The 16,683-nt window shown below is 59.9% G+C and carries 13 protein-coding genes and 1 pseudogene; 13 read left to right on the top strand and 1 reads right to left on the bottom strand.

What is annotated here, in order from left to right; all coding sequences use genetic code 11:
- Window positions 1–10: 10 nt before the first annotated feature.
- The 6 genes and pseudogenes from ACP6KB_RS22095 to ACP6KB_RS22120 all read left to right on the top strand — a co-directional run bounded on the left by ACP6KB_RS22095 (window position 11) and on the right by ACP6KB_RS22120 (window position 7,164).
- Window positions 11–973, top strand: coding sequence for a FecR family protein (locus ACP6KB_RS22095; RefSeq protein WP_442109387.1), 963 nt, complete (start codon window positions 11–13; stop codon window positions 971–973).
- A 120-nt stretch (window positions 974–1,093) separates the two neighbouring features.
- The gene (locus ACP6KB_RS22100) at window positions 1,094–3,688 is read left to right on the top strand and encodes a TonB-dependent receptor (protein WP_442109388.1); all 2,595 of its coding nucleotides are present in this window, start codon (window positions 1,094–1,096) and stop codon (window positions 3,686–3,688) included.
- Window positions 3,689–3,824: 136 nt separating this feature from the next.
- A complete protein-coding gene (locus ACP6KB_RS22105; protein WP_442109389.1) occupies window positions 3,825–4,439 on the top strand; it encodes a biliverdin-producing heme oxygenase in 615 nt (204 codons plus the stop codon).
- Between the two features lie 59 nt (window positions 4,440–4,498).
- The gene (locus ACP6KB_RS22110) at window positions 4,499–4,924 is read left to right on the top strand and encodes a YbaN family protein (protein WP_442109390.1); all 426 of its coding nucleotides are present in this window, start codon (window positions 4,499–4,501) and stop codon (window positions 4,922–4,924) included.
- Window positions 4,925–5,223: 299 nt separating this feature from the next.
- A pseudogene (locus ACP6KB_RS22115) lies at window positions 5,224–6,306 on the top strand (PDC sensor domain-containing protein); the annotation flags it as partial.
- 102 nt (window positions 6,307–6,408) lie between these two features.
- Window positions 6,409–7,164 carry a methyl-accepting chemotaxis protein gene (locus tag ACP6KB_RS22120; protein WP_442114361.1) on the top strand — a complete coding sequence of 252 codons (756 nt, stop codon included), beginning with the start codon at window positions 6,409–6,411 and terminating at the stop codon, window positions 7,162–7,164.
- A gap of 122 nt (window positions 7,165–7,286) precedes the next feature.
- Here the strand turns inward: ACP6KB_RS22120 and arcD (ACP6KB_RS22125) are convergent, their stop codons facing one another.
- Window positions 7,287–8,714 (bottom strand): arginine-ornithine antiporter, encoded by a 1,428-nt coding sequence (gene arcD, locus ACP6KB_RS22125; protein ID WP_442109391.1) that lies wholly within the window; start codon window positions 8,712–8,714, stop codon window positions 7,287–7,289.
- A gap of 440 nt (window positions 8,715–9,154) precedes the next feature.
- Between arcD (ACP6KB_RS22125) and arcD (ACP6KB_RS22130) the strand changes: the two genes are divergently transcribed.
- The 7 genes from arcD (ACP6KB_RS22130) to gcvH all read left to right on the top strand — a co-directional run bounded on the left by arcD (ACP6KB_RS22130) (window position 9,155) and on the right by gcvH (window position 16,675).
- Complete coding sequence (gene arcD, locus ACP6KB_RS22130) at window positions 9,155–10,582, top strand: arginine-ornithine antiporter (protein WP_133217027.1); 1,428 nt, start codon at window positions 9,155–9,157, stop codon at window positions 10,580–10,582.
- A gap of 31 nt (window positions 10,583–10,613) precedes the next feature.
- Window positions 10,614–11,870 (top strand): arginine deiminase, encoded by a 1,257-nt coding sequence (gene arcA / locus ACP6KB_RS22135; protein ID WP_442109392.1) that lies wholly within the window; start codon window positions 10,614–10,616, stop codon window positions 11,868–11,870.
- 70 nt (window positions 11,871–11,940) lie between these two features.
- Window positions 11,941–12,951: an ornithine carbamoyltransferase gene (locus tag ACP6KB_RS22140; RefSeq protein WP_442109393.1), complete on the top strand. Its 1,011-nt coding sequence runs from the start codon at window positions 11,941–11,943 to the stop codon at window positions 12,949–12,951.
- 101 nt (window positions 12,952–13,052) lie between these two features.
- Window positions 13,053–13,985 (top strand): carbamate kinase, encoded by a 933-nt coding sequence (gene arcC / locus ACP6KB_RS22145; protein WP_442109394.1) that lies wholly within the window; start codon window positions 13,053–13,055, stop codon window positions 13,983–13,985.
- Window positions 13,986–14,039: 54 nt separating this feature from the next.
- On the top strand, window positions 14,040–14,402 hold the full coding sequence (locus ACP6KB_RS22150) for a DUF5064 family protein (protein ID WP_442109395.1): 363 nt from the start codon (window positions 14,040–14,042) through the stop codon (window positions 14,400–14,402).
- 105 nt (window positions 14,403–14,507) lie between these two features.
- A complete protein-coding gene (locus tag ACP6KB_RS22155) occupies window positions 14,508–16,016 on the top strand; it encodes a sigma-54-dependent transcriptional regulator (protein WP_442109396.1) in 1,509 nt (502 codons plus the stop codon).
- A gap of 275 nt (window positions 16,017–16,291) precedes the next feature.
- Window positions 16,292–16,675: a glycine cleavage system protein GcvH gene (gene gcvH, locus ACP6KB_RS22160; protein WP_442109397.1), complete on the top strand. Its 384-nt coding sequence runs from the start codon at window positions 16,292–16,294 to the stop codon at window positions 16,673–16,675.
- The last annotated feature ends 8 nt before the right edge of the window (window positions 16,676–16,683 follow it).

Consider the following 16,683-nt stretch of genomic DNA (forward strand, 5'->3'; position numbering starts at 1 on the left):
AGGATCTACCGTGACCGATAGCGCCCCTCATCGCCCTTCGCCGCCAGATTCGGCTGCCTGCGACAGTGCCATGGACCAGGCGCTGGACTGGCTGATCCGCCTGCAATGCGCCAGCGCCGAAGACACCCAGGCATTCGAAGCCTGGCTGGAAGCCGACCCTGCCAACGCCCAAGCCTATGTTGAAGCCGAAGCCCTGTGGCAAGGCGACAGCGTCCGTCAGGCTGCCAGCCAGATGGCCCAGAGCTACCGCCCTTCACGCCTGGCGCGTTTACGCCCGCACTGGAAGCCGTTGGCCGCTGCGGCGGTGCTGCTGATTGGCGTGTTCACCGTCGGCAACCTGCCCATGCGCCTGCAGGCCGATCACCTGACCGTGGTCGGTGAGCGCCAGCGCCTGCAACTTGAGGACGGCTCCAAAGTACTGCTCAACACCAACTCAGCATTCTCCAGCGACATCAAGGCCGGCCAGCGCGTCGCCCGTTTGTATCAGGGCGAAGCCTTCTTTGAAGTGGCCGCAGGGCTCGGCCAACCCCTTGAACTGCAAGCCGGGCCGCTGCGCGCCAGCGTTCGCGACAGCGACTTTGCCGTGCGTTACCTCGATGGCGAGGCTCAGGTGCGTGTGCAACGTGGCGACATCGACCTTCAAGCCAGCAGCGACCAACGCATTCGCCTGTCCAGCGGCGACAGCATCCGGGTCGGACCCAATGGCTTTGGTCAACGTGAACGCGTCGATACGCAAAAAGACCTGGCCTGGGTCCAAGGCCGGCTGATTTTCGAGAACTGCCCGTTGAGCCAGGTCATCGCCGAACTGCGCCGCTACTACCCGGGGCTGATCATCTCCCGCAACGAGCGTCTGGAGCAGGTGGCGGTCACTGGTAACTACCGCCTGGACCAACCCGTGGAAACCTTGCGCTCGCTGGCCCACATCACCTCGGCGCAACTGCATGAGTTCCCGGCCGTGGTGATTTTGAACTGACTGGAAAGTATTTTTACGCGATGCCCTGAAGCGATTCGTCTCGTTATAGCCAATGCAACTGATTCTTATTTTTGAGATCGGTCAGCACCTATAACATTCGCGCGACAGGGAGCGCTTTCGATGTCCACTGGTTTCACTCGTCGGTCTTCAGACACCTCACGTACGCCTGGCCTGCAACGTTGCACGCTCTCCCTGTTGACCCTGGCCATGCTGGCCAGCGGCGCTTGCAGCCTGCCTGCACTGGCCGCCGAACCCGCCCAGGCCAGCGCTGCACGCAGCGGCGACTACCGCTTTGCGATCGGCCAGCAGCCGCTGGTGTCGGCGCTCAATGCCTTTACCGCCGTCACTGGCTGGCAGGTCGGGCTGCCGGCCGAACTGGCCGAAGGCGTTGCCTCGCCAGGCGTGCAAGGTTCGCTGAAAGCAGAAGTCGCCTTGCAGCGCCTGCTGGTTGGCACCGGTTTGAACTTCCGCACCCTCAGTGCCGGCAACGTAGTGCTCGAACGCAGCAACTCCAACGCCATCGCCCTGCAACAGATCACGGTCAGTGCCACCCGTAGCGCCCAGGACATCAGCCAGGTGCCCAGCACGGTAACCGTGCACACCCGCGAACAACTCGACCGGCAGAACGTCAACAGCATCAAGGATCTGGTGCGCTACGAGCCCGGTGTATCGGTGAGCGGCACCGGCCAGCGCAGCGGTCTGAATGGTTACAACATTCGCGGTATCGACGGTGAGCGGATTCTCACCCAGATCGACGGTGTCTCTGTACCGGATGGCTTTTTCAACGGCCCTTACGCCCAGACCCAGCGCAACTACGTCGACCCGGAAATCGTCAAGCGCGTAGAAATCCTCCGTGGCCCGGCTTCGGTGCTGTACGGCAGCAACGCTATCGGCGGTGCGGTGAGTTACTTCACCCTCGACCCCGAAGACATCATCAAGCCCGGCCAGGACGTTGGCGCGCGCCTGAAGACCGGCTACAGCTCGGCCGATGAAAGCTGGCTGACCTCCGGCACCGTCGCGGGCCGACACGGCGAGTTCGATGGCTTGCTGCACCTGAGCCAGCGCAACGGTCACGAAACCGAATCCTATTACGGCAGCAACAATGGCATTGGCCTGGACCGCACCGGTGCCAACCCACAGGATGTACGCACCACCAACGTCCTGGCCAAGCTGGGCTGGGATTACGCCGACGATGCGCGCCTGGCGTTGACCTACGAGAACTACAAGGACGACCGCGACAGCAATCAGAAAAGTGCCATCGGCGGTCCGTTCGGCAATGGTCGTCCGCTAGGCATGTACCAATCGCGTACCGGCAATGAGACCGTCACCCGTGAACGCTTCGGCATTGCCCATGAGTTTGCCGTGGACAGTCTGGTTGCCGACAACATCAAGTGGAGCCTGAACTACCAGATCGGCAAGACCGAGCAGAGCACCGAGGAGCACTTCGTCCCCTTCGTCCGTGATGTGCTGCGTACCCGAAACACCACCTACAAGGATCGCCAGTGGGTGTTCGATGCGCAACTGGACAAAGGCTTCGCGGTGGGAGAAACCGAGCATCTGCTGACCTACGGCACCACCCTTAAACAACAGAAAGTCACCGGTGCACGCAGCGGACAAGGCACCTGCCTGGCCCGCGGCGTCAACTGTGCCGCGGCAGGTGCGCCGAGCCCTGATGACTTGCTGCTCAAGTCCAGCGACTTCCCGGACCCGACCATCAACACCTACAGCCTGTTCGCCCAGGACGAAATCCGCTGGAACCAATGGACCTTCCTGCCCGGCGTGCGCTACGACTACACCCAGCTCAAGCCGCACCTGACCGAAGAGTTTCTGCGCACGGTCAACCCGGCTAACAGCTATGGCACCAACGATGAGGAAAAAACCTGGCATCGCCTGTCGCCCAAACTCGGTGTGACCTACGCCTTCAACGACAACTACACCTGGTACGGCCAGTACGCCGAAGGCTTCCGCACACCGACTGCCAAAGCGCTGTACGGGCGCTTCGAAAACCTCTCCACCGGGTACGTTGTCGAACCCAACCCGGACCTTGAGCCGGAGAAAAGCAAAAGCTACGAAACTGGCCTGCGCGGCAACTTCGACGCGGGGAACTTCGATGTCGCAGTGTTCTATAACAAGTACCGCGACTTCATTGATGAAGACGCCATCGCACCGGGCTCGCTGTCGAGCGTGTTCCAGACCAACAACATCAAACACGCCACCATCAAGGGTGTGGAGTTCAAGGGGCGCTTGAACCTCGATCACTTCGGTGCCGCTCAAGGCCTCTACACCCAGGGCTCGGTGGCCTACGCCTATGGCCGTAACGACGACAATGGCCAGCCGCTCAACAGCGTCAACCCGCTGACTGGCGTGTTGGGCCTGGGCTACGAGCAGGACCGCTATGGCGCCTTGCTGAGCTGGACCCTGGTCAAACACAAAGACCGTGTCGACGACAACGCCTTCAACGCGCCGGACGGTACCAGCAGCCAGTTCAAGACCCCAGGCTATGGCGTGCTTGACCTGGCCGGTTTCTACAAAGTCACCGATGACGTCACTATCAACGCTGGCCTGTACAACCTGACTGACAAGAAATACTGGCAGTGGGACGACGTGCGCGGCTACGACGGTGTCGGCGAAGCTGGCGCGGTCAACCCGGCCAACCTCGATCGCTTGACCATGCCGGGGCGTAATTTCGCCATCAATCTGGTGTGGGATATCTAAACGCTTCGCGGGGCAAGCCCGCTCCCACCAATCCGGTAGGAACGGGCTTGCCCCGCGATGAGGTGAGGATTTTTTACTGTCGTACGTCTTCTCGTTCGTCTAGTCACTAGGCACGCCCATTTCGCAAGGAATCACCATGACCGCCGCTACCCCTACCGAACGCGCCAGCCTGCGTTCGCAACGCCTCAACCAGCTGACCCATGCCCCGCATACCGAGCTGGACGCCCTGGTCAAATCCCACGCGCCGTTCGAAACCCGCGAAAGCTTCGCGCGCTTCGTGGTTGCCCAGTACCTGTTCCAGAACGAACTCAAAGCGCTGTACACCCAGCCAGAGCTGATTGCCATCGTCCCTGACCTGGCTGAGCGCTGCCGTGCCGAACAGGCCGGCCTCGACCTCGCTGACCTGAACACCGAGATTCCCGGCGACTTCCCTGGTGCCGTGCAGAACCCGAGCCTGGGTGAGGCCATGGGCTGGATCTTCGTTTCCGAAGGCTCCAAGCTTGGCGCCGCGTTCCTGATCAAGCGTGCCGTGGTACTGGGCCTGTCCGACAGCTTCGGTGCCCGTCACCTGGGTGAACCAGCCGGTGGCCGTGCCGAGGGCTGGAAACAGTTCACCCGCATCCTCGACAGCCTGGAACTGAGCCCTGAGGAAGAAGCCAAAGCCGAACAAGGCGCCGTAGCAGCCTTCGAGCGCTTCACCGAATTGCTCAAACACGCTTACGCGACTGCGCCTAAAGCCGAATTGGCCTGATGCGTCACACCCGGTTACCCTCGTGGTAACCGGGCCTCACCCGTGCAATCGACGACCTCATGACCCGTCCCGCAGCTTCAAAAATCTCCCGCCTGCTGTATGGCCTTCTGGCCTATGTCAGCTTGGCCATCGGCCTGGTCGCAATCGTCGTGCCTGGCTTGCCAACCACCGAATTCATTCTGCTCGCCGCCTGGGCCGCCACACGCAGCTCACCGCGCCTGAGCGCCTGGCTGGAAAACCACCGACTGTTCGGCCCGATTCTGCATAACTGGCGCAATGGCAAGGTAATCCAGCGTCGCGCCAAACTCAGCGCCACGGTCAGCATGGTGCTCTGCGCCAGCCTGATGCTGGTGTTTCTTGAGCACCGCTGGCCGGTGTTTCTCGCCATTACCGGCATGACCCTGGGCAACCTGTGGATCTGGTCACGCCCAGAAGCCCCGCCCTTGAGCACCAGCGACCGCTCGTCAGTCCGTACTCATGGTTAACGCTATAACGCCGATGACCTGTTATCGCTAAATGGATGTGGCGAAGCGAACCGCCCTGGTTCGCTCTACCTCTGGCCAGTCCTTTAGCGAGTACGTGCACCATGTTCGACACGCTTTCCATCCGCCTTAAAATCGTTCTGCTTTCCGGCTTCTGCCTGCTCGGCGTGGTTGCCCTGGTGGTCGGTATCAACCTGTATCAGTCGAACCAGAGCGATGAGCTGGTGGGTGAAGCCAGTACCAGCATGCTCACCCGCAACGTTCAGGCCCAGCTGCAAGCCCGAGCGGGTGAGAAAGCCGAAATGCTGCGCCGCGCCTTCAGCAGCAACGAGGCCGTCATCACTGCCCTTGCTGACCAAGTCAGTGATCTCCAGCAACTGGCCAGCACGCACGCCTTGAGTGGTGGCGACCTGCGCGACGCGATCAACCAGAGCCTGGCTACCACCTTCAAACGCAACCCGAACGTGCTGGGCATCTGGATGGCATTCGAACCCGGCGCACTGAACGCCGACGACGCAGCCTTCGCCAACGATGCCAAGCACATGAGCAACGAAAGTGGCCGCTTCGCCAGCTACTGGAGCCGTGCCCAAGGTGCCGCCTTGAACACGGTGATCAGTGACGCAGACCTGACCAAGACCGATATCAACCTCAGCGGCACACCTTACAACGTCTGGTACACCTGCTCGCTGCACAGCGCACGCTCTTGCTTGCTCGAACCCTACGCCGACACCGTCGGCGGCAAGCAAATGTTGATGACCAGCATCACCTTGCCGCTGTTGCGCAACGGCAAGGTGATTGCCGTGACCGGCGTCGACATCTCCCTCGACACCTTGCAGGCCGCAGCCAGCAAAGCCCAGCAGTCGCTGTTCGACGGCGCCGGGCACTTGATGATCGTATCCCCCAGCGGGCTGTTGGCCGCCAACAGTGATGACGCCAGCAAGGTCGGCAAGAACATCGCTCAGACCCTCGGTGCCGAAGGTCAACAGGCGGTGCAGAAACTGGCGGGCAACCAGCCGGTCATCCTTGAGCAAGGCGAATCCATCCGCGCCGTCACCCCCGTGCAGCCGGTTACTGACAGCAAAGCGTGGGGCATTGTTATCGACCTGCCCAAGCAGGTGTTGCTGGCCGATGCCATCAGCCTGCAAAACACCCTTGAGCAAGCACGCACCAGCGGGACTATTAAAGTCGTGCTGTTCGCCGCGCTGGCAGGCCTGGGCGGCCTGCTGTTGATGTGGATGACCGCCACCGGCGTCACCCGCCCACTGAATAACGTAGCGAAAATGCTTGAGGACATTGCCAGCGGCGATGGCGACCTGACCCAACGTCTGCGCTACGCCCGTCAGGATGAACTGGGCCGCCTGACGTCAGGCTTCAACCGCTTCCTCGACAAACTGCAGCCGACCATTGCCCAGATCAAGCAAAGCATCACCCAGGCCCGCAGCACCGCCGATCAGTCCTCAGCCATTGCCCAGCGCACCAGCGAAGGCATGCAGGTGCAGTTCCGCGAAATCGATCAGGTGGCCACGGCCTCCAACGAAATGAGCGCCACCGCCCATGACGTTGCCAACAGCGCCGCCAGTGCCGCAGATGCCGCACGAGGCGCCGATCGTTCAGCCAAAGACGGCATGGCAATCATCGAGCGCAGCACCCGCGACATCACCGTGCTGGCTGAAGAGGTGAGCAAAGCCGTTGGCGAAGTCGAAGTGCTGGCGCAGAACAGCGAAAAGATCGGCTCGGTGCTGGAAGTGATCCGCAGTATCGCCGAACAGACCAACCTGCTGGCCCTCAACGCTGCCATCGAAGCGGCGCGTGCCGGAGAAAGCGGACGCGGCTTTGCCGTGGTGGCTGACGAAGTGCGCAACCTGGCACGCCGTACCCAGGACTCGGTCGAAGAAATCCGTCAGGTGATCGAACGTATCCAGAGCAACACCCGCGAAGTCGTCGCCACCATGCACTCCAGCCACGGCAAGGCCCAGGAGAATGCCGGACAGATCCACCAGGCGGTCGAAGCTCTGGACCGCATCAGTGAAGCGGTTACCGTCATTAGCGACATGAACCTGCAGATTGCCAGTGCTGCTGAGCAGCAAAGCGCCGTGGCTGAAGAGGTGAACCGCAATGTCTCGGCGATTCGTGGCGTCACCGAAACCCTGACTGGCCAGGCTGCTGAGTCGGCGCAGGTGAGCAGTCAGCTCAACACCTTGTCGACCCAGCAAATGGCCTTGATGGATCAGTTCAGGGTCTGACAACTGCAGGAGCACCTGCTTTGCACCATCTGTGGGAGCGGGCTTGCCCCGCGAAGCGATGTGATTGACACATCGCAATCGCGGGGCAAGCCCGCTCCCACAAACAAGTCAGCTTTCACCCTTTATAGGGTCAACAGCCCTGCATACAGGCTGTACGCCGCCACCCCTGCCCCCACCAACACCGCCGCAAAAATTACCTTCTCCCAATGCGTGAACAGGCTCTGACCCTGCTCACGCTTGGCCCGGGCGAACAGGATCACACCTGGTGCATACAGCAGGGCCGACAACAGCAAATACTTCAGCCCGCCGGCATACAGCAGCCACACGGCGTACACCAGGGCAACCCCGGCAATGAACAGGTCTTTGCGCCGCGCCCCGGCCTGGCCTTCATAGCTCTCGCCACGCACTGCCAGCAATACGGCATAGGCCGCCGACCACAAGTACGGCACCAGAATCATCGACGATGCCAGGTAGATCAGGCTGGTGTAAGTGCCCGCCGAAAACAGCGTGATCAGCAAAAACAGCTGAATCATCACGTTGGTCAACCACAGCGCATTGGCGGGCACATGGTTGGCATTTTCTTTGGCCAGAAAGCGCGGCATGGTCTGGTCGCGGGCAGTGGCGAAGAGGATCTCGGCACACAACAACGCCCACGACAACAAGGCCCCCAGCAACGAGATGGCCAAGCCAATGCTGATCAGCAAAGCGCCCCAAGGCCCGACGATATGCTCAAGCACCGAGGCCAATGAAGGGTTCTGCAACGCCGCCAGCTCCGGTTGGGTCATGACCCCCAGCGACAACACGTTGACCAGCACCAGCAAGGCCAGCACGCCAATGAAGCCGATCACCGTGGCCTTGCCGACATCCGAGCGCTTCTGCGCCCGACCTGAGTACACGCTGGCGCCCTCGATACCGATGAACACGAACACCGTCACCAGCATCATGTTGCGCACCTGATCGAGCACGCTGCCGAATTTCGGGTTGCTCAGACCCCAGATGTCGCGGGTGAAGATGTCCGCCCGAAAGGCCACCGCAGCAATGACGATGAACATCACCAGCGGCACGATTTTCGCCACGGTGGTCACCTGGTTGATGAACGCTGCCTCCTTGATGCCACGCAGCACCAAAAAGTGCACAGACCACAGCAGCAACGAAGCGCAGGCTATGGCAATGGGCGTGTTGCCTTCGCCAAACACCGGAAAATAGAAGCCCAGGGTGCTGAACAGCAGCACGAAGTAGCCGACGTTGCCCAGCCAGGCACTGATCCAGTAGCCCCAGGCGGACGAGAAGCCCATGTATTCACCGAATCCAGCCTTGGCGTAGGCATACACCCCGGAATCAAGCTCCGGCTTGCGGTTGGCCAGGGTCTGGAAGACGAAGGCCAGGGCCAACATCCCCACCGCCGTGATGCCCCAGCCGATCAACACCGCTCCTACGTCGGCACGCGCAGCCATGTTCTGCGGCAAGGAGAAAATCCCACCGCCGATCATCGAGCCGACCACCAGCGCGATCAACGCACCCAGGCGCAGTTTTTGTCCAGGTTCGGACATGCAAATCCCCTTTCTGTCTCGTCTTTGTAACCTAAGGTGTACATGCTGAATTAAATATGGATTCAGTCTAGTCGTTTATAAATATTCCGTCTTTAAAACTAAATCGCTCATAACTACGACGTCTATGCCAAACAAACTAAATGGTGAGTTTTGTGCACTACCGCCGTCGCTTCAAGTAAATAAGAAAAAATCTCGTCAAAAATTTGCGAAAGCTGTGAAACGGGCTAGTTTCAAATCTCGCAGGCTGTCAGAGCGAATGCTCTAAACACCATGGAGGTGCCTGTGCACGAGGCTTGCAGCATTGCCGTCGGCATACTCCGGGGGAGCTCTTTCAGTCAAGGACAGCAATGGAATGCTCTATTAACTGACCTGAATCAGCTTATGAAAACGTCGCCGGATTTATTCTGGCGTCATCTCTTCTCCTGATACGGAGTTATTCAATGTCAGACGCTCCCGGAAAACTACGACTCGGTGCGCTGGTAGCACTTGTAGTCGGCTCGATGATCGGCGGCGGGATCTTTTCGCTGCCACAAAACATGGCTGCCAGTGCCGATGTTGGCGCTGTTCTGATCGGTTGGGGAATCACTGCCATCGGCATGCTGACCCTGGCCTTCGTCTTCCAGACCCTGGCTAACCGAAAGCCGGACCTTGACGGTGGGGTATACGCCTACGCCAAGGCCGGATTTGGCGATTACATGGGTTTCTCGTCCGCCTGGGGCTACTGGATCAGTGCCTGGCTGGGCAACGTCGGCTACTTCGTGCTGCTGTTCAGTACCCTGGGCTACTTCTTCCCGATTTTTGGCGAGGGCAACACCCCGGCTGCCATCATCGGCGCCTCGGTATTGCTGTGGGCCGTGCATTTTCTGGTGTTGAGGGGCATCAAGGAAGCGGCCTTCATCAACCTGATCACCACCGTAGCCAAGGTCGTGCCGCTGGCGCTGTTCATCCTCATCGCCCTGTTCGCCTTCAAGCTGGATATCTTCACCGCTGACATCTGGGGCTCGATGAACCCGGACCTGGGCAGCGTGATGAACCAGGTGCGCAACATGATGCTGGTGACGGTGTGGGTGTTCATCGGTATTGAAGGTGCGAGCATCTTCTCGGCCCGCGCAGAAAAACGTTCAGACGTCGGTAAGGCAACAGTCATCGGTTTCATCACCGTGCTGCTGTTCCTGGTCCTGGTCAACGTGCTGTCGCTGGGCATCATGACTCAGCCTGAGCTGGCCAAACTGCAGAACCCATCGATGGCCGCTGTGCTTGAGCACGTGGTTGGCCACTGGGGTGCGGTGCTGATCAGCGTCGGCCTGATCATCTCGCTGCTCGGCGCCCTGCTGTCGTGGGTGCTGCTGTGCGCCGAGATCATGTTCGCCGCCGCCAAAGACCACACCATGCCGGAGTTCCTGCGCCGCGAGAACGCCAACCACGTACCGGCCAACGCCCTGTGGCTGACCAACGCCATGGTGCAGATCTTCCTGATCATCACCCTGTTCTCGGCCAGTACTTACCTGTCGCTGATCTACCTCGCCACCTCGATGATTCTGGTGCCTTACCTGTGGTCGGCAGCCTATGCCTTCCTGCTGGCATGGCGTAGCGAGACTTACGAGCAAGCGCTGGCTGAACGCAAGAAAGACCTGATCATCGGCGGTATCGCCCTGATCTACGCCATCTGGCTGCTGTACGCCGGTGGTGTGAAGTACCTGCTGCTCTCGGCGCTGCTGTATGCCCCTGGCGTGATCCTGTTCGCCAAGGCCAAGCGTGAGGTCGGCCAACCGATTTTTACCAACGTGGAGAAATTGCTATTCGCCGCCGTTGTCATTGGCGCCCTGGTGGCTGCCTATGGCCTGTACGACGGCTTCCTGACTCTGTAACCCCCGTATTCGAAACTTGGAGGAAATGAACATGTCCACGGAAAAAGTTAAGTACGGCGTACATTCTGAAGCCGGCAAACTTCGTAAAGTAATGGTCTGCTCCCCAGGCCTGGCGCACCAGCGCCTGACGCCAAGCAACTGCGACGAGCTGTTGTTTGACGACGTCATCTGGGTCAACCAGGCCAAGCGTGACCACTTCGACTTCGTCACCAAAATGCGTGAACGCGGCATCGAAGTGCTGGAAATGCATAACCTGCTGACTGATATCGTTGCCATTCCCGAAGCGCTCAAATGGATCCTTGACCGCAAACTCACCGATGACACCGTCGGTGTGGGCCTGAAAAACGAAGTCCGCAGCTGGCTCGAAGGCCTTGAGCCACGCCACCTGGCCGAGTTCCTGATCGGCGGTGTAGCCGGTGAAGACCTGCCAGAAAGCGAAGGCTCCGGCGTGATCAAGATGTACCGTGATTACCTGGGCCACTCCAGCTTCCTGCTCGACCCACTGCCAAACACCCAGTTCACTCGTGACACCACTTGCTGGATCTACGGTGGCGTGACGCTGAACCCGATGTACTGGCCAGCGCGACGTCAGGAAACCCTGCTGACCACCGCGATCTACAAGTTCCACCCTGAGTTCACCGGTGCCGACTTCGAAGTCTGGTACGGCGATCCGGACAAGGACCACGGCAAGTCGACCCTGGAAGGCGGCGACGTCATGCCAATCGGCAACGGCGTGGTACTGATCGGCATGGGCGAGCGCACCTCGCGTCAGGCCATCGGCCAACTGGCTCAATCGCTGTTCGCCAAAGGCGCAGTCGAGAAAGTCGTGGTGGCGGGCCTGCCGAAATCTCGCGCCGCGATGCACCTGGACACCGTGTTCAGCTTCTGCGACCGCGACCTGGTCACGGTCTTCCCGGAAGTGGTGAAAGAAATCGTTCCGTTCGTCATCCGTCCAGACGCCAGCAAGCCTTACGGCATGGACGTACGCCGCGAGAACAAAACCTTCATCGAAGTGGTCGCCGACTCCCTCAACCTGAAGAAACTGCGCGTCGTCGAAACCGGCGGCAACAGCTTCGCCGCCGAGCGCGAACAGTGGGACGACGGTAACAACGTGGTGGCCGTGGAGCCTGGTGTGGTCATCGGTTATGACCGCAACACCTACACCAACACCCTGCTGCGCAAAGCCGGTGTCGAGGTCATCACCATCAGTGCTGGCGAACTGGGCCGCGGCCGTGGCGGTGGCCACTGCATGACCTGCCCAATCGTTCGCGACCCTATCGACTACTAAAACGACCATCAACCCGGCCGCGCCTACCCGGTAGCGGCCGGGCCGATCACCGAATCCAAGGAGAGTCATCATGGCGTTCAACATTCACAACCGTAACTTGCTGAGCCTGGAACACCACACCACCCGCGAGTTGCGTTACCTGCTGGACCTGTCCCGCGACCTGAAACGCGCCAAGTACACCGGCACCGAGCAGCAACACCTCAAAGGCAACAACATCGCGCTGATCTTCGAGAAAACCTCGACCCGCACCCGATGCGCCTTCGAAGTGGCCGCCTACGACCAGGGCGCCAACGTCACCTACATCGACCCCAACTCCTCGCAGATCGGCCACAAAGAAAGCATGAAGGACACCGCACGTGTTCTGGGCCGCATGTACGACGCCATCGAGTACCGTGGCTTCAAACAGGAAATCGTCGAAGAACTGGCCAAGTTTGCCGGTGTTCCCGTGTTCAACGGCCTGACCGATGAATACCACCCAACCCAGATGATCGCCGACGTGCTGACCATGCGTGAGCACAGCGACAAGCCACTGCACGACATCAGCTACGCCTACCTGGGCGATGCCCGCAACAACATGGGTAACTCGCTGCTGCTGATCGGCGCCAAGCTCGGTATGGACGTACGCATCTGCGCCCCTAAAGCCCTGTGGCCGCATGACGATCTGGTCGAGCGCTGCAAGAAATACGCGGAAGAAAGCGGTGCGCGCATCACCCTCACCGAAGATCCGAAAGCGGCAGTCAAAGGCGTCGACTTCATCCACACCGACGTCTGGGTGTCGATGGGCGAGCCGGTTGAAGCCTGGGCCGAGCGTATCCAGCAACTGCTGCCTTACCAGGTCAACGCCGAGCTGATGAAGGCTACCGGCAACCCACGTACCAAGTTCATGCACTGCCTGCCAGCGTTCCACAACTCCGACACCAAGGTCGGCAAACAGATCGCTGAACAGTATCCAAATCTGAAGAACGGCATCGAAGTCACCGACGACGTCTTCGAATCGCCAGCCTGCATCGCCTTTGAGCAAGCGGAAAACCGCATGCACACCATCAAGGCAATCCTGGTCTCCACCCTGGCCGACCTGTAATCCGTAGGAGCGGGCTTGCCCCGCGAATGCGATGTGTCAGTGACATCGCATCGCGGGGCAAGCCCGCTCCTACAAGCACTTTTCTCAGAAGGAATTTCATCATGCGTATCGTTGTTGCATTGGGCGGTAACGCCCTGCTGCGCCGTGGCGAACCCATGACTGCAGAGAATCAACGCGCCAATATCCGTATTGCCGCCGAACAGATCGCCAAGGTCCATCCGGGCAATGAGCTGGTCATTGCCCACGGTAACGGCCCACAGGTTGGCCTGCTGTCGCTGCAGGCGCAGTCCTATAAGCCGGACGAAGCCTATCCGCTGGACGTTCTCGGGGCAGAAACCGAGGGCATGATCGGCTACATCATCGAGCAAGAACTGGGCAACCTGCTGGCCTTCGAAGTGCCGTTCGCCACCCTGCTGACCCAGGTTGAAGTGGATGGCAACGACCCGGCATTCAAAGACCCGACCAAGTTCATCGGCCCGGTGTACAGCAAAGAGGAAGCCGATCGCCTGGCCAAGGAAAAAGGCTGGGTGGTCAAGGCCGACGGCGACAAGTTCCGCCGTGTGGTAGCCAGCCCGAGACCCAAGCGCATCTTCGAGATTCGTCCGATCAAGTGGCTGCTGGAAAACAAAACCGTCGTGATCTGTGCAGGCGGTGGCGGCATTCCAACCAAGTACGACGCAACCGGCAAGGTGCTCAGTGGCGTCGAGGCGGTCATCGACAAAGACCTCTGCTCGTCATTGCTGGCTCAGCAGCTGGAGTCTGATCTGCTGGTTATCGCCACCGACGTCAATGCCGCGTACATCGACTGGGGCAAACCTACTCAGAAGGCGGTCGCCGAGGCGCATCCCGATGAGCTGGAACGGCTTGGTTTCGCTGCCGGCTCCATGGGCCCGAAAGTCCAGGCGGCCTGCGAGTTTGCCCGTAATACCGGCAAGGTTGCAGTGATCGGTTCGTTGTCTGATATCGAAGACATTGTCAAAGGTACTGCCGGCACCCGTGTCAGCACGGCCAAGCCTGGAATAAGCTACCGTTGATGCAGTTGGGCGGATCTCGGGTCCGCCCGTTTCAACCTTCCAGAGGACTACACCATGGCAACCTTTACCCCTGGTCATCTACACATCGAACGCCATGCATTGAACACGGCCGATGTGAGTTATGACATCAGCCTCGATTATGAGGTCGCCTCAGACCCGAGCAAAGGCAAAGGCATCCAGTTCAAGATGCATGGATCGATTCAAGGCAAAGCCATGGACGAACCGTTTTTCCTGCCCAAGGAAGAAGCCTACAACTTCGCCCGCAATGTGACGCAGATTGCTGAGAAATACGGCATTCCCAAGCACTTGAGCAATATCGGCTCGGTGCACAAGCACTACGATCTGATGTTCGAAGATATCCGCGAAAAACTGAACATGAAATCAGGCGACCCGGTTGACCTGAAAGATTTCGAGTAGCCTCAAAGGCCTCATCGCCGGGCAAGCCCGCTCCCACCGGAGCGGGCTTGCCCGGCGATTTAGGGCATACTTGCCCGCTTCGGCAGCCTTGAACCCGTTTCCCTCATGCGCATTCACGTCAGTTTTATCGACCGCGTCGGTATCACCCAGGAAGTGCTGGCCCTGCTGGGCGCCCGCAACCTCAACCTGGATGCGGTAGAGATGGTCCCGCCCAACGTCTACATCGATGCCCCGACCTTGAGCCCTGGCGTGCTGGAAGAACTGCACGATGCCCTGCTCAATGTCCATGGTGTGCAAACGGTACGCGTGGTCGATATTCTGCCCGGCCAACGCCGCCACCTGCAGCTCGATGCCCTGCTCGCCGCGATGAGCGATCCGGTGCTGGCACTCGATAGCGCCGGCCACATCATTCTCGCCAACCCGGCGCTGATTGCCCTGTATGGCCAGGAACCGGTCGGCCTGTCAGTCGCTGAACTGTTCAACGACGCCGGGCTGCTCGCCACCCTGATCGAAAACGGCTTTCACTTGCCGATGCGTGAAGTGCTGCTCAACGGCCAGACCCTGCTGCTCGATGCCACACCGATTACCAACGCCGGTGCCCTGCTGACCCTGTACCCGCCCAACCGCATCGGTGAACGCCTGTCGGCCCTGCATCACGACCACGCCGAAGGCTTCGATGCCCTGCTGGGCGACTCGCCAGCAATCCGTACCCTCAAAGCCCGTGCCTTGCGCGTAGCCGCTCTCGACGCACCGCTGCTGATCAATGGTGAAACCGGTACCGGCAAAGAGCTGGTCGCGCGTGCCTGCCACGCGATCAGCAGTCGTCACAGCGCACCGTTCCTGGCACTGAACTGCGCAGCGTTGCCGGAGAACCTCGCGGAAAGTGAACTGTTCGGTTACGCTCCCGGCGCCTTCACCGGTGCCCAGCGCGGCGGCAAACCAGGGCTGATGGAACTGGCCAACCAGGGCACCGTGTTTCTCGACGAAATCGGCGAGATGTCGCCCTACCTGCAGGCCAAGCTGCTGCGTTTTCTCAACGACGGCAGCTTTCGCCGCGTTGGCGGCGACCGTGAGATCAAGGTCAATGTGCGGATCCTCAGCGCCACCCACCGCGACCTGGAGAAGATGGTCGCTGACGGCAGCTTTCGTGAAGACCTGTTCTACCGTTTGAATGTCCTCAATCTGCAGGTCCCGCCACTGCGCGAGCGCGGCCAGGACATCCTGCTGCTGGCCCGTTACTTCATGCAACAGGCCTGCACGCAGATCCAGCGACCGCTCTGCCGCCTGGCACCGGCGACCTACCCGGCGCTGCTGGGTAATCGCTGGCCGGGCAATGTGCGCCAGTTACAGAACGTCATCTTCCGTGCTGCTGCAGTGTGCGACAGCAACCTGGTCGATATTGGCGATCTGGATATCGCCGGCACCTCGGTGGCGGGCGAGCACGGCGGCGAAGTCGATAGCCTGGAGCAAGCGGTGGAGGATTTCGAACGTGCGTTGCTGGAAAAACTCTATGCCAGCCACCCGTCTACACGGCAACTGGCAACGCGCCTGCGCACCTCACACACCGCCATTGCCCACCGCCTGCGCAAGTACGGCATCCCCACCAAGGCCTGAATGCAGCCTCAGCTGTAGCGAAAACGCTACGGCGTAATGAAATCGCTACGGAGCGTTTCCAGGGCTGTATGGCAAGGTTTTGATCCACCTGATGTTTTTCTTTTGTCCTGCCGTGTAGCGATTTCGCTACACGGCAAAATTTCATTCATCTCGAATAAAACATAACTCTTTGTTTTTTAACGATTTTTTATTTATGGCCGCAATATTGCTATGGAAACACTACCTATCTGTGCTCAGCGCCGTACCTGAGCCACGCCTGTTCCCGAGGAGTTTCCATGAGCGAGTTGCGTTTTACCGAAGATCACGAATGGCTGCGTACTGAAGCTGACGGCAGCGTCACGGTCGGGATCACCGCTTTCGCCCAGAACGCGCTGGGTGATGTGGTCTATGTGCAGTTGCCAGAGCTGCAAAGCTATGACCAGGGCACCGAAGCCTCGACGGTCGAGTCGGTAAAAGCGGCAAGCGGCGTGTACATGCCGTTGAGCGGCGAAGTGGTCGCAGTCAACCACCAGCTTGAAGCCAACCCTGAGCTGGTCAACGAAGATCCTTTGGGCGAAGGCTGGTTCTTCCGTTTCATTCCAGCCGATGCCGGCGCCGTTGCGCAACTGCTCGACCAGGATGCCTACGACCGCCTGATCAAAGCCAACGCTGACGCCTGAGGACTCGC

Source organism: Pseudomonas sp. NUPR-001, assembly GCF_052147955.1.
Lineage (GTDB): Bacteria > Pseudomonadota > Gammaproteobacteria > Pseudomonadales > Pseudomonadaceae > Aquipseudomonas.